At 69.6% G+C, this 16,104-nt stretch carries 12 protein-coding genes; 5 read left to right on the top strand and 7 right to left on the bottom strand.

From position 1 onward, the window contains the following. Positions 1-196: 196 nt before the first annotated feature. Positions 197-1,984 carry a CHAT domain-containing protein gene (locus tag JOD54_RS21475; protein ID WP_204452478.1) on the bottom strand — a complete coding sequence of 596 codons (1,788 nt, stop codon included), beginning with the start codon at positions 1,982-1,984 and terminating at the stop codon, positions 197-199. A 57-nt stretch (positions 1,985-2,041) separates the two neighbouring features. Between JOD54_RS21475 and JOD54_RS21480 the strand changes: the two genes are divergently transcribed. Continuing rightward, a complete protein-coding gene (locus JOD54_RS21480) occupies positions 2,042-2,371 on the top strand; it encodes a hypothetical protein (RefSeq protein ID WP_204452480.1) in 330 nt (109 codons plus the stop codon). Continuing rightward, positions 2,352-3,821, top strand: coding sequence for a CATRA conflict system CASPASE/TPR repeat-associated protein (locus JOD54_RS21485; RefSeq protein ID WP_239574917.1), 1,470 nt, complete (start codon positions 2,352-2,354; stop codon positions 3,819-3,821). Before JOD54_RS21480 ends, JOD54_RS21485 begins: the two co-directional genes overlap by 20 nt. A 1,103-nt stretch (positions 3,822-4,924) precedes the next feature. Here JOD54_RS21485 and JOD54_RS21490 read toward each other — a convergent pair. Beyond that, on the bottom strand, positions 4,925-6,319 hold the full coding sequence (locus JOD54_RS21490; protein ID WP_204452485.1) for an aldehyde dehydrogenase family protein: 1,395 nt from the start codon (positions 6,317-6,319) through the stop codon (positions 4,925-4,927). 80 nt (positions 6,320-6,399) lie between these two features. On the opposite strand from JOD54_RS21490, the gene hisC reads away from it, so the two are divergent. Together hisC and JOD54_RS21500 are read left to right on the top strand one after the other, a co-directional pair. Next, positions 6,400-7,518: a histidinol-phosphate transaminase gene (gene hisC, locus JOD54_RS21495; RefSeq protein WP_204452487.1), complete on the top strand. Its 1,119-nt coding sequence runs from the start codon at positions 6,400-6,402 to the stop codon at positions 7,516-7,518. Positions 7,519-7,568: 50 nt separating this feature from the next. Next, on the top strand, positions 7,569-8,270 hold the full coding sequence (locus JOD54_RS21500; protein WP_204452489.1) for a GntR family transcriptional regulator: 702 nt from the start codon (positions 7,569-7,571) through the stop codon (positions 8,268-8,270). A 4-nt stretch (positions 8,271-8,274) separates the two neighbouring features. Here the strand turns inward: JOD54_RS21500 and JOD54_RS21505 are convergent, their stop codons facing one another. The 4 genes from JOD54_RS21505 to JOD54_RS21520 form a co-directional block, all read right to left on the bottom strand. After that, complete coding sequence (locus JOD54_RS21505; protein WP_204452492.1) at positions 8,275-9,096, bottom strand: P-loop NTPase family protein; 822 nt, start codon at positions 9,094-9,096, stop codon at positions 8,275-8,277. Then, a complete protein-coding gene (locus JOD54_RS21510) occupies positions 9,093-10,697 on the bottom strand; it encodes a thiamine pyrophosphate-dependent enzyme (RefSeq protein ID WP_204452494.1) in 1,605 nt (534 codons plus the stop codon). Before JOD54_RS21510 ends, JOD54_RS21505 begins: the two co-directional genes overlap by 4 nt. Then, positions 10,697-11,578, bottom strand: coding sequence for an MBL fold metallo-hydrolase (locus JOD54_RS21515; protein ID WP_204452497.1), 882 nt, complete (start codon positions 11,576-11,578; stop codon positions 10,697-10,699). The genes JOD54_RS21510 and JOD54_RS21515 overlap by 1 nt, the downstream gene beginning before the upstream one ends. Positions 11,579-11,794: 216 nt before the next feature. Next, a complete protein-coding gene (locus JOD54_RS21520) occupies positions 11,795-12,466 on the bottom strand; it encodes a hypothetical protein (RefSeq protein ID WP_204452499.1) in 672 nt (223 codons plus the stop codon). Positions 12,467-13,213: 747 nt separating this feature from the next. Between JOD54_RS21520 and JOD54_RS21525 the strand changes: the two genes are divergently transcribed. Further along, the gene (locus tag JOD54_RS21525) at positions 13,214-13,894 is read left to right on the top strand and encodes a hypothetical protein (protein ID WP_204452501.1); all 681 of its coding nucleotides are present in this window, start codon (positions 13,214-13,216) and stop codon (positions 13,892-13,894) included. A gap of 71 nt (positions 13,895-13,965) precedes the next feature. On the opposite strand, the gene JOD54_RS21530 is transcribed toward JOD54_RS21525, so the two are convergent. Next, positions 13,966-16,098 carry an ATP-binding protein gene (locus JOD54_RS21530; RefSeq protein WP_204452503.1) on the bottom strand — a complete coding sequence of 711 codons (2,133 nt, stop codon included), beginning with the start codon at positions 16,096-16,098 and terminating at the stop codon, positions 13,966-13,968. Positions 16,099-16,104: the final 6 nt, after the last annotated feature.

Below are 16,104 nucleotides of genomic sequence, written 5' to 3' on the forward strand. Positions count from 1 at the left end.
GTCGGAGGCGTCGGCTGCGCAGGGGGCGGCGAAGGCGCCGAAGAACCACGACGAGGCCGACAAGTTCGGTGGGTCGGGCAAGTGGGCCAGGTGTCGGCGGGCGGTGATGCTGACGTCGTGCAGGTATGGCATTGCCCGCTCCCGGAACCTCGCCGCCTTGATCCTCGACTTTGGTGCGGCGTGGTGCTTGGCCCGCTCAGGCGCCGAAGTAGGTGAAGGGCGCCCAGAGCGACGCCGGGGCGCCTGCCTCGCGGGCCTCTTCGATGGCCGTGCCAAGAGCGCGGTGGGCCTGTGCCGAGGCCAACCGCTCGTGGAAGCGGGTCATCAGGCGCACGGTCCGGGGGGCGTCGGGGACCGGCCACAGCGCGGCGACCACCGATCGCGCGCCGCACGCCAGCAGCACGGCGGGGAACCCCAACTGCTCGCCGGGGACGGCAGTGCCGATGCCGGCCAGATCGCATGCTGACAGCACGATGGTGCTGCCCGCCAACAGGTCCACCGCCAGCAGCGAGGACAGCGGTAGGGTCCCGCCGAGGAGCAGGGCCGACGCCAGGGGTTCGCGCGACTTGATCACGCCGTGGCAGGCGAGGTGGACGACCGCGCTACGGCGTACCCGGTCCAGCAGATCCGTCGGGATGTCCCCGGCGCTGTGCGTGCGCGGTCCGGCCGAGCGCAGGCGCTGGTCGTCCGGCGGGCCGGTCGGTTCGCTGATGACCAGTGGCTCGACGCCGTGCACCGCCGCGACGGCGCGTGCCTCGTCGGCGACGTAGATCAGCTCGTCGTCGCCGGTCGACGGGTCTGCGGCCACGAACGCTGCGCCGGTCGCCGGTGGGTGTTCGGCGGCCAGGATCAGCGACCGGGCGGACGGGGTCACGGCCAAGTCGAGGAAGCCGCAGACCGGGCGGTCGTCGAGCACGGCGGTGAACAGCGGCAGCTGCGCCGACTCGCCCAGCGGGATCACGGCGATCGGGCGCTCGCGCAGCTCCGGCCACCGGTCGAGCACCGGCCGCCACACCGTCTCGCCCAGCCAGGCCAGCAGGTCCTCGATGTGTTCGGACAGGACGGTCCCGCTGATTTCCCGGTCGCGCCTGCCTGCGGCGAACCGGTGCAGCGCGGCCACCTTATTCTCGACCGCTACCACGTCGAACCCGGGTAGTTCGGTGCTGCTCGCGATCGGGGTACCGGGATCGTCCAAGGCGGCGCTGTCCACCGCGATCGCCATTCCGCCGTGGACGCCTGCCCCGACGTACAGCAGCGACCGGTCGGACTGGCGCATAGCTTCCAGGGGTATGCCTGCCCCGAACGCCATCGCCACCCGGGGGCCGGATCGGGCGGGGTCGATCTCGGCGAAGGCGGACCGCATCTGCTGCTGGTAGAAGCTGTCCAGCTCGTTGGGCGGACCGTCGAACTTCAGGGGCCGTCGCGCCCGCTTGCGTTCGGCGCGGACCCGTTCGTTGATGACGCGGAGCCCGGACCGCTGCTCCTCGGGCGTCGAGCGGTCGACCCAACTCGTTGTGGACCTGGCGAGGGTTCGGTCGCCCAGCCTGATCGAGGTCAGCTCCTCGCCGATGGTGCACGCGGCGGTGGGCACGCCCGCGCGGTGCGCGGCGTGGGCGATGACCTCCGCGTTGCGGTAGAGGTCCATGGCGATCGCCTCGATCAGCCGGGGGTTCGGCGCCGCCTCGTGCCGCTGGTCGATCACGGCGACGGCGGCGGCCTCGGCCATGCCGAGGGTCGTGACCCGATGCCAGTCCTGGGCCGCCAGCTCGATCCTGAGTGTGATCTTGGTGATCGCCACGATGATCACGGGCACCAAGGGGTCGGCGCTGTGCACCCGGGCCATGCAGTCCTTGATGAGCTGCCAGCCAAGTTCCTGGACGTGGTTCCAGGCGTTGGGCGCCTCGTTGTTCTGCGCCTCCTCGGCGAGGGCGCGCAACTCCAGGTACCGGTCGTCGAGGGACTTGCGCTTCTTGAACAACCCCATCGTTCCCCAGGTCGCGGTCCCGCGTTCGCCGTCGGTGGCGCTGTACGATCTTGAATCGTGGCAGGTGACCGTGCGTTACACGACGTCGACCGCGATGAGTTGCGGGAACTTGCGGCGCGGATTCGGCGCAGCAGGCTGACGGCGGGGGAGTGGCAGCAGGTCACCGCGCTGCTGGCGTCGCTGTGCGGACTGCTCGCAGACGGCTCCCCGCGGGCCGTGCGCAAGGCGGTGGGCGCGTTCGACGACGTGCTGCCCGTGCGTGTGCGGTCCGAGCCCGGCGGTCTGGCGCTGGAAGGGCCGCCTGAGGTGGTCGGTCACCTCGTGCACGAAGTGGAGCTCACCGTCATCGATCGGTTCTCGCGTGACGATGCCGCAGCCGAGGATTGACCGGCCAGCGCTGGTCGTCTACGCCTTCTCGGCCCTGGGTGGATCGGATGCCGAGGCGGGCTGGCGCGAGGTGGGCGAGCTGTGGCGGGCGTGCCGCGACCTCGGGGAGATCACCGCCCCGCTCCTCGGCGTCGACGCCCCAGCGCACCTGCCCGACACCCCACCGACCGGAGGAGGGTTCCGGGTCGTCGCGTCCGCCCGCCGGGCGACGGCCGGGCGCGTGCGGTCGATGTTCGCCTTCACCGAGCAGGACATCGCGGGTGTGGTCGCCGTGCTCAGCGCCGATGAGGACAGCGCGCGGTCCTGGGACGAGCTGATCGGCCGGTGGCGAGCAACGGCCCCCGCCTCGACGGTCTCCGGGCGATACCAGGTGCTCGTCGGCCTCGCCGCCGACGACGCCCGGGTGCCCGAGGTCGCCACACGGCTGGCGGCGGGCGACAGCATCCGCTACCCCGCCGACGACGGCCCGCCCGGGGTCCGCCTCTGGCAGGTCGAGTCCCCGGATGACGCGGTGTTCGCCGTCGCGGGCCCGGTCAGCGCCGAGACCGCCATCGACGAGTGGGTCTGGGCCGTGGACGGGCGGCAGGGGCTCGTCCCGCTGACCCGCTACTGCCTGAACCTGTTCCGCGTCGAGCACCAGCGCCGCGTCCACCGCGCCCTGCGCCCGCTGGCCGACGTCATCGCCGAGAGCGACGCGGCCAGCACCGACCTGGCCGCCGCGTTCGACAGCGCCGGGGACGCGGCCACGCCGTCCGCCGAGTTGATCGCCGCCGACCGGCGGGTGCGGCGATCCCAGATCGGCTCCACCGGCGTGCTGTGGCGCCTGACCCGCGTGCAGGACATCGCCGCGGGCCTGCGCGGCACGGCGGCCAACCTGGCCCGCCTCGGCCCCGGCACTGCGGGCGGGGCCCTCGCCCGCCACACCGCCGAACTGGACCGGTTCACCAATCAGCTCGACAAGGAAGCCGCCTTCCTGGAAACGCTGGTCCGCCGCGCCGACGCCGTCCACGCGGCGGCCGCCGCGATCATCGGCGCCGCCACCCAACGTCGCCGCGATCGCATCACCCTCGTGCAGACCTCTTTCGTGGGCTCGCTGCTCATGGCGTTGGCCGCCATCCAGTCCTTTCAGTACACGACCCCTTTGCACACCAGTCTCAAGGGCCCGGTTATCGGTGCGCTGACTGCCGCCGCGTTCGGCCTGCCGCTGTTGCTCACCCGGTGGAGCGGACTCGTCACGCGCGACGACCGTCATCACGGGCACGACTTGGTCGCCGCCGCCGCGTTCGGCGGTGCGCTTGGGTGGCTGGTCAGCTGCATCGCGTGGGTGACCACCACCGGCCGTCCGGCACCGGGGGCGGCCACTGCGGTCGCGGTCGGGCTCGGCGTCGTCGTGCTCGTCGCGGCCACTTGGTTCAGGGATGGGGCCCGTGCAGGGCGACGTCGGAGGTGAGGAAGTCGTACTCGGCCGCGCTACGCAGACCACCAGGTCGGACACCCACTTGGCAGGGGAACAGCACATCACAGCCCTGCGAAGTAGGCCCGCGCTCCGAGAAGTGATCAACGCGCGCGAGTGCGCCTGGGCGAATCGCTTGACGCGATAGCAGGTATGGCAGGGTAGTGTCCTAATTAGATACTGCCCCCTCTCGTGATCTCCCGAGGACAGCGAGTCAAATGCTTGTCATGGCACTCGCCGTTGCTCCCTGGCCAGCCACGGTTCCTGGGGCGGTGAGCTCGGCGCTGGGGAGCCTGCAAAAGGGTGGGGTCTGATAGTGGCCCAGCCCGCGTGAAGCCGGTGGTTTCCTTCTGAGTGTGGCGGTTTGTCGGTGGCTCGGGGTGACCACGGTGACCTTGCCGTCGGCGGTGACCAGGCGGCGCGGATCGGCTACGCACGCCATGTCGCACGGGGCGGTCTTGGTGCAGTTCGAGGCCGCGGTGCCGCGCTTGGGCCGACGAGCTCCTCGAAGAGCCGCCGTTTGGCAGGCGATCGGTCCTGTCGGCGGCCCGTAGGATCGGCCGCGCAGTCGTGTTGCGTCCCTGTTCCTGTTTTCCGACCGTACCGCTGGCGTATCAGGTTCCGTGACCCGCCATCGCCGGAAGAAGGAGTGCGCCAATGCGTGGAACAATCCGACGACGGATGCCAGCCGTGGTGGTCGCGGTGATCGCCGCCCTGGCTGTGCCGCTGGCAGGTCCGGCGTCCGCGGCGCCCGGTGCCGGGCTTGCCGGGGAGTTGCGGTACGCAACCGGTGTCGTGCCGAGTGTCGTGTACTGGGAGCTTGACAACGCCATCACGGCCGTCGAGGCCGCGGGGTTCGAGGTCAGACTCAGTGGCGGGTGGGTCGACTGCGGACCGCGCTATGTGCAGACGCAGGATCCGGCCGGTGGTGTCACAGCGACGCTCGGGTCGATTGTCACGTTGAGGGTCAACTTGCGTCCGGGCCCTGGGCAGCCCTGCCCGTGATCGGGTGACCCGGGACGTCCGGTGCGGATATCGGAATGAGCAGGCCGCACCGGTCTTCCCGACGCTGAGTCAGGGGCGCGAGGTCATGTGGCGCACTAGAAGTGCACGGACTGGGTGGTGAGGAACTCCAGGATGCCGTGGGCGCCGCGTTCGCGGCCGAAGCCGGACATGCGGAAGCCGCCGAAGGGGGCGTCGGGGTGGGTTGGGGCTCCGTTGATGCTGATGCTGCCGGTGCGGATCTGGGTGGCGACCGCAGCGGCCTGTTCGGGGGTGGCACCCCAGACGGAACCGCTGAGGCCGTAGGGGGAGTTGTTGGCGATGTCGGTGGCTTCGCTGATGCTGTCGTAGGGGATCACTGCCAGGACAGGGCCGAATATCTCTTCCTGGGCGAGGGGATCGTTCGGGTCGGTCAGGTATGCCTGGGCGGGAACGTAGTAGCCGGGCGGGGTTCCGGTGGTCGGTCCGGACGCGATCAGGTCGAGGCCGCGGGCGTCGGAGGTCAGGGTGAGGATCTTCTCGTGTTGCGCCGCCGTGGTTACCGGGCCGAGTTCGGTCGTCGGGTCGGTCGGGTGGCCTGTGGTGAAGGTGGGGACTAGGCGGTTGAGCACGGCGCGGGCTTCAGCCAGGTCGGTGCGGGGGAGCAGGAGGCGGGTCAGGGCCGCGCAGGTCTGACCGGAGTTCTGGAAGGTCTTCGACAGGGTCTTGGTGATCGCCGTGGTCAGGTCAGCGCCGGGTAGGACGATGCTGGCGGACTTGCCGCCGAGTTCGAGGGAGACCTGTTTGATCTGCTCCCCGGCGACGGCCGCGATTCGGCGGCCCGCGCGTGTCGATCCGGTGAAGGACACGAAGTCGACGGAGGGGTGTCGGACGAGGGTCTCGCCGGTGCCTGGTCCGCCGCCGAAGACGACGTTGAGCACGCCGGGCGGTAGGGCGGAGGCCGCTTCGACGAGGTGCACGACGCAGGAGGGTGCGACTTCGCTGGGTTTGAGCACCACGGTGCACCCGGCGACCAGGGCTGCGGCGATTTTGGACGCGATCTGGAACAGCGGGTAGTTCCACGGGGTGATGCAGGCGACCACGCCCACCGGCACCCGTCGCACGGTGGTGTTGTCGATCCGCTCGTCTGCCTGGAGCGCGGCGCCCAGCCGTGCTGCTGACGCGAACGCCGCGACGGCTGGGTTGACCTGCAGGGCCACGCACTTGTGACGTGGGGTGCCGACCTCCGCGGTGATGGCGTCGGCGAGTTCCTCCGCCCTCTCAGCGAGGCCGAGGCCGACAGCGGCGACGTATGCCGCGCGCCGGTCTGGGTGCAGCGAGCTCCACTCGGGGAACGCGCGAGCGGCCGCGGCGCAGGCCTGGTCGACGTCACCAGCGCTGGCCGTCCTGACAACTCCCCGGCTGCGCCCGACCGACGGGTCGAACACCTCAAGGTGGTCTTGTCCGGTCGACGGGACCCAGACGCCGTCGACGAAGAAGTCTTCTATCCGCACCGCCTGACCCATTGCCGCTCTCCCGAACCGCGCCTAGAATCGTATAGGAAACACTATAGCTCAACGAAGGGGTATGTGCCGTGTCGACTGCTTCGCCTGGCCCGGTCATCCGGGCGGCGATCAACGGGCTTCCCCCCTACAGCGCTGGGCGGAGCGTGCGGGACGCGGCCGGAGGTGCCGTCGCGTCGGAACTGCTCGGCCTGGCCGCCAACGAGGGTCCGTACGGGCCGTTCCCCGCGGCCGCGGCGGCCGCTGTCGAGTGCGTCCAGTCCGCCAACCTCTACCCGCAGTCGGGATTCCGCTCCCTGCGCGGCGAGCTGGCGGACTTCCTCGGCGTCGAGGTCGAGCGGGTGGCCGTCGGCGCGGGCGGGATAGCGCTGATCCACCACCTGTCGGTGGCCCTGCTCGACCAGGGCACCACCATTGTGACCGGCACGCCCACCTTCCACGCGTACGCCCTCGATGCCCGCAAGCAGGGCGCGTCTGCGCGCACCGCTCCCGTGCGTCCCGACGGCAGCTACGACCTGGCGGCGATGCTGGAACTGGTCGACGACCTCACCCGTATCGTTTACGTCTGCAACCCGAACAACCCCACTGGCGGCATCGTGACGCGCGAGGAGCTGCTCCACTTCGTCGATGCGGTACCGGAATCGACGACCGTGGTCGTCGATGAGGCCTACTTCGAGTACGCGCGGTCAACCGGGTATCCCGACACCATCGCAGACCGCGCGTTCCACCGGCCGAACCTGGTCACCCTGCGCACGTTCTCCAAGGCCTACGGCCTCGCCGGACTGCGGGTGGCGTACCTGGTGGGGTCGCCCGCGCTGATCGAAGCGGTGCAGAAAGTGCAGAGCAACTACGAGGTCACCAGCGTCGCCCTCGCCGCCGCCCGCGCCAGCCTGCCCGAAACCGACGAACTCGCCCGCCGGGTCGAGCTCAACCGCGCCGGACGGACCACCCTGACCGAAGGACTGCGGCGGTTCGGTTTCACACCGATCGAGTCGCACGCGAACTTCGTCTACGCCAATGTCGGTGACGGCAAGCTGTTCGCCAAGGCCCTGGAGGCAGAGGGAATCATCGTGCGACCGGCCAACGCCATGGGTGACCCGGCCGGAGCGCGGATCACCGTCGGAACGCCGGAGCAGGTCGAGCGCACCGTCGAGGCGCTGTCGCGCATCGCAGGCAAGACCAGCCCATAGGTGACGATATATGATCGGTGGGCCGTCTGGTTCAGCCAAGGAGACATGTCATGGGATCGGCGCCCTCGGCAGGACAGTCGAAAGTGGACTTCGTGCACGAGATCCTCCGTGCCCGGATCGTGAACTCGGAGTACGCGGCAGGCCAGCGCCTGATCATCGACACCCTGTCGAAGGAGGTCGGCGTCAGCCAGGCCCCGATCCGGGAAGCGCTGCGCAGGCTCGAGGCGGAGGGGCTCGTCGACTACGGCGCCAACGCGGGGCCGTCGATCGTCCGGCTCGACAAGCAGGACTGGTTCAACCTCATGGAGATGAAGGCGGTGATCGAGGCGTACGCCACCCGTGCCGCCGTCCCGTTCATCACCGCCGACGACATCACCGAGTTGCGTTCGCTCAACACGCGGTTGTCGCAGGCGCTCGAGGCGTTCGACCTCGAGTCCTGGAGCGCGCACAACCGGGCGTTCCACGAGCTGATCCGCTCCCGGTGCCCCAATCAGCGGATGGTCGGCGAGCTGGAGGACCTCAGCCAATGGGCCGACACCGTGAGCAGGCTGGTGTTCTCCCACGAGCGGGGTTTCATCATCCAGGTACTCGGCCTCTCCGCCGGTCGCGAGACGATCGCCGCGCACGAGCAGATCCTCGACGCCGTCGAACGCGGCGCCGCGGACGGTGCGCTGGAGGATCTCAGCCGTGCGCACACCCTCGCCTTGGTCAAGCAGGTCCAGGACAGGTTGCGCGCCAACGAAGTGGCGTGACTTGTCAGGTGCGGTACCAGGATTCGACCCGGTCGGAGAGTGCCGTCGCGGACAGCGCCTCGGACTCGGCGATCGATCGGTGCACCTGCTGCGGGTTCGGCCACACCCGCTCGGCCCGGTCGTCGAGGGCGTACACCGAGCCGGACACGGCCATCAGGCTGTCGGGGCGGATGACCGTGGTGTGCCGGTGTTTGAGCACTTTCTCCATCAGCGCGACGTACAGGTCCTGGTCGTACCCGGAGTCCGTGCGTGCCGTGACACCCTGCTCGGCGGCGGGGGTCCGCAGTGAGTCGGTCAGTTCGTCCAGCAGCTTCACCGAGGCGTTGTGCCGTTCGAGGTGATCGTCGCCTGCCTCGGACATGTCGGCCGAGCGCTGGCCGCGCAGCTGCTCGCGTAGCTGGTCCTCGGGTGCGAGCACGGTGAACAGGGTGCTGTGCGCGGCGAGCACGGCCTCGGCGTCGTCGTCGAGCCGGTGGGCCAGTTCGGCGAACCTGCCCCCGATCAGAGGTGCCTCGACGATCAGCAGCCCGTCGTCGGTGAACCAGTCCGCGACGGCCGAGCGCACCCACGAACCCATGGCCACTCGCACGCCCGCGTGGGTCACGCCGTCGATCTCGGGGTACTTGTCCCGTGCCACCGGGTCCTGATCCCAGGACCGGCGCGCGACATCCCACTGCAGCACACCGGTACGGCGGCCAATGGCTGCGGCGGCCAGCTCACGCACCAGCAGGCTCTTGCCCGTGCCGGGCAACCCGACCAGCACGACACAGCGCAGCGCGGGCAAGCGTGCCCACAACGGGTCCAGGTATGGCGCGGGGGCGGTCATCGGAACCGGTCCACGCTGACCATGTCGCCCACCGGCACCTCGATGACCGTAGGGCCAGGGTTCGCGAACGCCGCGTCGAGCGCAGGGGCCAAGGCCGCCGGACTCTCCGCGCGGGCGTAACCCGCGCCGAACGAGGTGACGAACCCCTCGAAGTCCGGGTTGACCAGATCGGTGGCGATCACCCTGCCTCCGTACAGATCCCGCTGCATCTGCTGCACGTTGCCGTACTGGCTGTTGTTGAACAAGACCGTGACCAGGCCGATTCCGTGCTGCACGGCGGTAGCCAGTTCGGTTGCGGCGAAAAGGAATCCGCCATCACCGGTGACCGAGAGCACCCGGGTGTCCGGCTTCGCGACCTTGGCGCCGAGCGCGGTGGGAAACCCGTAGCCGAGGGTGCCCATGTACCCAGTGGACAGGAACGTCCGGGGTCGGTGCACCGGCATGACAATGCGGCTGGCGAACCCGATCTGGGTCAGCTCGTCGACGAAGATGCCGTCGTCGCCGAGCGCCTCCCTGATCACCGACAGGTAGGCGATCTGCTGGTCGAGGACCGCGCTGCGCTCCCGCCAGGCCGCGTGGACCTGCCGCATCTGTTCGGTGCGATCGGGGCCGCGGACTCCCTTGGCGCGCAAGGCATCCAGCAGTACCGGCAGGTGGCTCTCCAGCCGTCCGGTGATGGCGACATCGGGCTGGCCGTAGCGGCCGTGGACGGTCTGATCGGCGTCGATCCGGATCAGCGTGCGGGCACCCCGCCCCCAGCCCTGCAGCGCCGACCGCGCGCTCCCGCCGAGCGCGATGACCACATCGGTCTCGGCCCACAGAGGCTTGGCCTCGGGCAGGAAGCAGCTCAGCGGGTGGCGGCTGTCGACGATGCCGCGGCCGGTCCGGTAGCCCACCACCGGCGCCTGCAGCAGCTCGGCCAGCGCGGTGACCTCCGCCGACACGTCCTGGGCGCCGTTGGCCACGAAGATCATCGGGTTGGCCGCGCCCGCGAGCACCGAAACCGCGTTGTCGATCCCCTCCGCGTCGATCAACTCGTCGGCCTCGCTGGCGACCGGCGATGCCCCGGGAACCGGAGCCCGCATCGCCAGCACGTCCATCGGCACCTCAAGGGTCACCGGCCGGGGGCGACCCGTGTTGAGCGCCCGGACGGCGTCGGCGACCTTGGTGCCCGCCTCGGCGGGGTGGGTGACCCGGTCGTAGTGCTTGCTCAGCGACCGCAGCAGCCCGGGCTGGTCGGGGACCTCGTGCAAGGTGCCCAACTCCCGACCGATCATCTTCTGCGGCACCTGACCGGTGAGGAAGAACAGCTTCGCGTTGAGCCCGTACGCCGTGGCCAGCGCGGCACCGGCGTTGAGCACACCCGGGCCGGGCACGACGTTGCAGACGCTGGGCAGTCCGGTCGCCATCGTGGCCCCGAGCGCCATGAACCCCGCGCCCTGCTCGTGGCGGGTGTGGATGACCCGGAAGTCGTCGCCCGCGTCGTAGAAGGCGTTGTAGAGCCAGTCGTTCTGGACGCCGGGAAGACCGAAGACGGTCGTCAACCCATGCGCTTTGAGACCCGCGACGACCGATTCGCCCCCGGTCCGGTAGGTGACCATCAGTTGCGTACTTCCTCGTGGCTGGGGACGGGGACGCGCAGGAAGTCCCGACCGATCGAGATCGGACCGGAGTAAGCGGATCGCGCCTCGCGGCGGATCTCGTCGTCGGAGGTTGGACCGAACGCCCCGACAGGACTGAGCAACAGCGCCCGAGCCCCCGCCGCAGCCGCAATCCGCGCCGCACCGACAGGCTCACTGTGCACCGACCGCATCCGCGTCAGCACCCGCTGGGCCCGCTCCGTCGGCAGGTACGAGGCCGCATTGTTCAGGTACGTCGTCTCGTGCACCAGCAAGTCGACATCGCGCGCGAGCTCGGCGACGGCCTGTGACGGCCGTGTGTCGCCGGAGAAACACACACTGCGACCGGCCACATCGACGCGATACCCGAACGACGGGATCGGGGGATGCTCGACCGTGGCGGCGGTCACCTGGGCGACGCCGCAGTCGATCGATCCTGGCGATGTCAGCTCGACGATGTCGACCAACTCACGAAGATGCGGCCACCCCTCGTCAGCCATCCGACTCCGGATGTCGACCTCGAACGCCTCGTAGTGCAACTCGAACAACCGCCGCAACGGCGGCGGCCCGATCACCCGCACCGGCGCACGAAGCCGCGACCACGCGAGATGCAGCAACACCGCGACGTCAGCGACATGGTCAATGTGGTGGTGGGTGATCAGGACCCGCCGCAGCTTCGCCAGGTCGAGCCCCGCCTCGACGAGCTGCCCGGCAACACCGTTCCCGCAGTCCACCAGGCTGATCTCACCCGCCACCTCAAGCGCGTGCGCGACCGGCCGCCGCCCCACCTTGGGAGTGGGGCCGCCTGCGGAACCGAGCACCACCACAACCGCCTCGGCATCGGTGTCTGGACCAGACGGCACCGCTCGTTCCCTTCTCGCACCTCGTGGCGCAGCGACCTGCCGCACGCGCTAGCAATAACCTATTGGGGATCCTATAGGATGCCGGTAGAGATCGCTAGACCAACCAAGCCCTCGGTACGGGCGTTACGGCGCGTCGGGGTACGCATGGCTGTGGTCGTGCGGTGTGGACGCTCGTGGAGGCGCCAGAATGCCCATTCTCGGGCGATTCGTGATGGATTAGTTGCAGAACTTCGAAGAAGAAGGACGCCGGGTTACTGTCTGGGCGTCAAGAATGTCAATGCCGAGGCTACCCATCTCGCTCAGGTTGAGGGCGGTGGGGGTCGATAGATCATTCTGGAGTTCGCCTGCCCGCTCGGTGGGCAGTACGCCGTAGAAGATGTCGTAGGAGGCCGTGTCGTTGCCAAGCTCACCAATGGCCAGGTCCGGCCTCGTGCTCCGTGTGCCTTTCGGGTCAAAGGGGGCCATGATCACGCGCGCAGGATAGTAGGTTCTCTTGTTCTTGAGTGCACTTTCGTCCTGGCGGGAATGAATCCCAACCACCACCGAGTAGCCGGGCTTGGCGGCCCCGGCTACGGTGACCTTGACACATCGGTCGACCGTGCCGTTCTTGTCGGTTTCGACGGGAAGCATCCGAAGTTCCTCAGGCACTGCCGAGGCTGCAGTCGTGGAGGTTCGTGAAGCGGCGATCGTAACCAGTGCCAGGGCGAGGGCAGAAAAGATGCTGACAGCCAACACTCGGCGAGCAACCTTGCGCCCGTCCTTCCTGACGCGGCCACCATGGTAGTGCTGGTGAAAGCCTCCGTGGATGCTTCCCGCTTGAACCGCTTGCGAGATGTCACCAGACAGCGTGTTGCTCGTCCGGATTTCGTCTGAGGACGGGTCTGTCACAGGCCAAGTATGCCGGGCCTGCTTGCCCGGCAAGCGCGGAAGCGGACTCAAACAATCCTCCAGTGCCACTCGCGGACACCATGGCGGTGATCGGGGGCGGTCCCCACTAGCTCGGCAGGCGGTGCTCCTCATCTCCGCATGTGTTGCGGTCATCTGGCCCTGATGTGGCGGCCCCGGGCGACAACAGACTGGTCCGGGCCCAGGGACGGAGGCCCGCGAGCGACGAGGGGCGGAGCGTTGGTGCGTAGCGGATTCGCGCGGGTGGTCGTCGGTGTGGTGGTCGCGATGGCGGCTTCGGTAGAGCCTGCCGTGGCTGGGGTAGGCGGGGTTCGGGTGGTGGCGTTGGAGACACCGGGGGCGGAGAGCGGGGTGTCCGACATCAACAACGTCGATGCCTCGGTGGGGTACGTCCGCCCAGATGGGGCGCAGTGGAACGAGACACTGCCCGTGCGGTGGTCTCGGCGGGGGGCTGTGACCTGGCTGGCTGTGCCGCCCGAGTTTCCCGTGGGGGCGGCGGCAGCGCTCAACGACGCGGGGGTCGTGGTGGGGCGTGTGTCCGACCGCACTGCGGGGCGGGCCGTGCGGTGGGACCGGGACGGGCGTGTAGCAGTGCTTCCCGGGCCTCCCGGTTTCGAGTCGACCGCTGCGGAGATGGTGAACGCGGCTGGCTGGGTGGGTGGGGTCGCATCGAACCCTACGCCGCCGGAGTACCCGCAGCGGGCGCTGCGGTGGGATCCGCGCGGCGCGTTGGCCGTGCTGGAACCGTTGCCTGGGAACACGTTCGCGGTGCTCACCGGCCTGACTGACGATGGTGTGGCTTACGGTTACTCCAGTCCGCGGCGCACCAGCCCCGTCTCGACCGCCGTGCGCTGGGGCCTTGACGGCGTTCCGGTGGCGTTGCCGATTCCGCCGGGCGCGCTCGGCACGTCCCTCCACGGGGTTGCTGGCAGGACGGCGTTCGGGTCCGCCACCGACACGCCCGGCCTGGACTACCCGGTGCGGTGGGACCTGACGAACACCACCGTCACCGTGCTCGACACGACCGGGTTCCGTTTCACTTCCCTGCAAGCGGCCAACCGCCGCGGTGAGGTCATCGGCGGTGGTCTCGACAACTCTTCCATCATACCGGTGCTGCGCTGGAATCGGTCAGGTCACCGGGACAGCCTCGCCCCGCTACCCGGCCAAACGCAGGCCGCGGGCTATGCCATCAACGACTCGGGCACGGTCGTCGGCACTTCAAGTGGCTACAGGTCCGGCGATCGCCCGGTCCGCTGGAGTGCTGACGGGGCCGTGACCGAGTTGCCAACCGCCCCGGGCACGACGTTCGACATCCCGCACGCCATCAACGAACGCGGCACCATCGCGGGCCGCGGCTCGACGGACGACGACAACCACTGGACCCGAGCCCTGATCTGGGTCACCACCTGACGGCGGCGACGACCGCCGTCTCCAAGAACGCCACGGCGACGCAAGATCCCTGCGTCGGTCTGCATCGTGAGCTACTCCACCCTGGTCGCTGTGTCGCTGCCGCAGGTGGAGCAGTAGTACTCGTCGTTGTCGGCCATCGTTCGGCTGATGCTGGCGGTGTCCGGGTCACCGGTTATCGACATGGTGAACTCGCCGTAGCCGAGGAGCGAGCCGCAGGAGCCTTCGCGCATCGGCAGTTTGCCACTGGCCGAGGAGTCTGTTCCGGTCAGGCGGATCACGTCGCCGCAGGTTGTGGTGATCTCGTAGCTGCCGGAGCCGGATTCCTGCACCTCGAACCGGCTTCGGCTGTCCTGCCAGGTGCCGGCGATCCCGGTTTCCTGGAACAGGTCACTGTTGTTCAGGATCGCGATCCCGACCACGGCCGCGATGATGACCATGATTGGGGAAAGCAGTGAGCTACTGGCGGCGGCTCCCGCTGCGGTTGCCGCCTGAGGCGCCGCCGACGCGACCGACGCCGCGGGGGCGACCGGTGCGGAGGGAGGTGCCACCACGTTGCTCACGGCGCTGGGGTCGGGCGGTGTCGTAGCGTAGACCGGGTCCGCTGTCGGGGTGTGCGCTGCGGGGTCGGGCGGGACGAGCGTGGACTCGGCCACACCGTCGGGGAAGTTCGGGAAGTCGATGGTGTCCACCGTGGGGTCCTGCTGCTCGAACCCCGTCATGTGGTCCATCACGAGCTCCGGTGTGTCCCCGCCATCGGTCAGCGGCAGATCGGGGATGTCGGACGGTGCCGGAAGGAACTGCTGGGCCCCGGCCGCCGCGTTCGTGCCCTGATGCTGTCCGAGAGTCCGCCACAGCGTGACGGCCTGGGCCAGCAAGACGGCTGCCAGCAGGCGTTTGCCGGTCACGAGGCTGCGGATGCCTTCCTCGTGCGCGAAATACGCCTTGGCCGCAGTGTCACCCGCGCGGTCGGCACCCGTCCAGCCACGGCGCAGCGTCTCGCCCCACGCGTCGAACCGCAGGGAATGCGCCAGTTTCGGCGACGCGGCCCGCCCCAGGTCGACCGCGAGGTGGGGCGCCCCACCCGCGATGGCCAGGCCCGCCGACCGCTCGATCGCCCTGCTGTGCTCGGCGACCCGCTCGGGCATTGTCCCGGGGTCCGCGGCCCACTCGGTGAAGTGCGCGCAGAGCCGCTCGAACGGGACCGCCGCGACCTCGCGCCGACGCAGCGCGGCGGCCACCCCGGGCGCGGGCCGGTAGCCGTGTTCGCCTGGCGTCACGAGCCCCAACTCGCTGAGCCGCTCGCACAGCGGTCCTACCTCCGGCTCGCCCGCCAACGCGCCAATGTGGACAGTCGAGAGCTCCGCGTCCCGCAATGTCGACAGCACGTTGAGGATGTCCAGGGCGGTCGGCCCGACTGCGTCGAGCAGCAGTGGCAGCAGGTCGGAGACCGCGCCGGGGGCAGGAAGCTTCGACTGGTCCACTCCCGCCGCGCGCAGCAGGAGCAGCGGATTCCCGTCCGCAGCTCGCCACAGGTCGGCCGCGGTCTCCTGCTCGGCGCCGCGCAACGGCCTGCCAAGCCCCTGAGCCAACAGGAGCAGGGCGATGTCCTGGGGGAGACCGCCGAGGCGGTGCGCCGTCGCGTCCCCGAGCGGCGTGCAGTCCCGGCCCGCGAGCACGAACGTCGCGTCGGGCACGAGGTCGGTCAGCTCCCGCAGCTGGTCGACCCCGAGGTCGGCGTCATCGACGTACACCGTGATCCGCAGGCCCGTCATCAGCTCCCGCAGGCCCGACCGCGACGGCGCGTAGCCGTGACTGTGGTAGCAGGCCTCAAAGATCTCCTGCGCGAGGTCACCAACCTGCCGGTGCGCGGCGCTGACAAACACCACGCCGTCCGGGTCGCACTCGACGGTGCGCGCGACATGGCGCAGTAGCGTACTCTTGCCAATGCCCGCAGGCCCGCTCAACCGCACCAGTCCACCATCGGCGATCGCGGCGGCCAGCCGGTCCACGTCCTGCCCCCGCCCGATCGGCACACGACCGCGCCGGGGCAGCACCGAAATCCGCTCCCGGCGCACCGGATCGGGCCGCTCCCGCTCCACCTCGACCGTCACCGAGGACCCGTGCCGCGCATCGACCAAGACGTTGTAGTTGCCCGCGACGACCGACCCGTAGGTCGAGCCCTGCACGGTGATGTTCTGCCCCATGGCCAC

The sequence above is a fragment of the Actinokineospora baliensis genome (genome assembly GCF_016907695.1).
GTDB classification, from domain to species: Bacteria; Actinomycetota; Actinomycetes; order Mycobacteriales; family Pseudonocardiaceae; genus Actinokineospora; species Actinokineospora baliensis.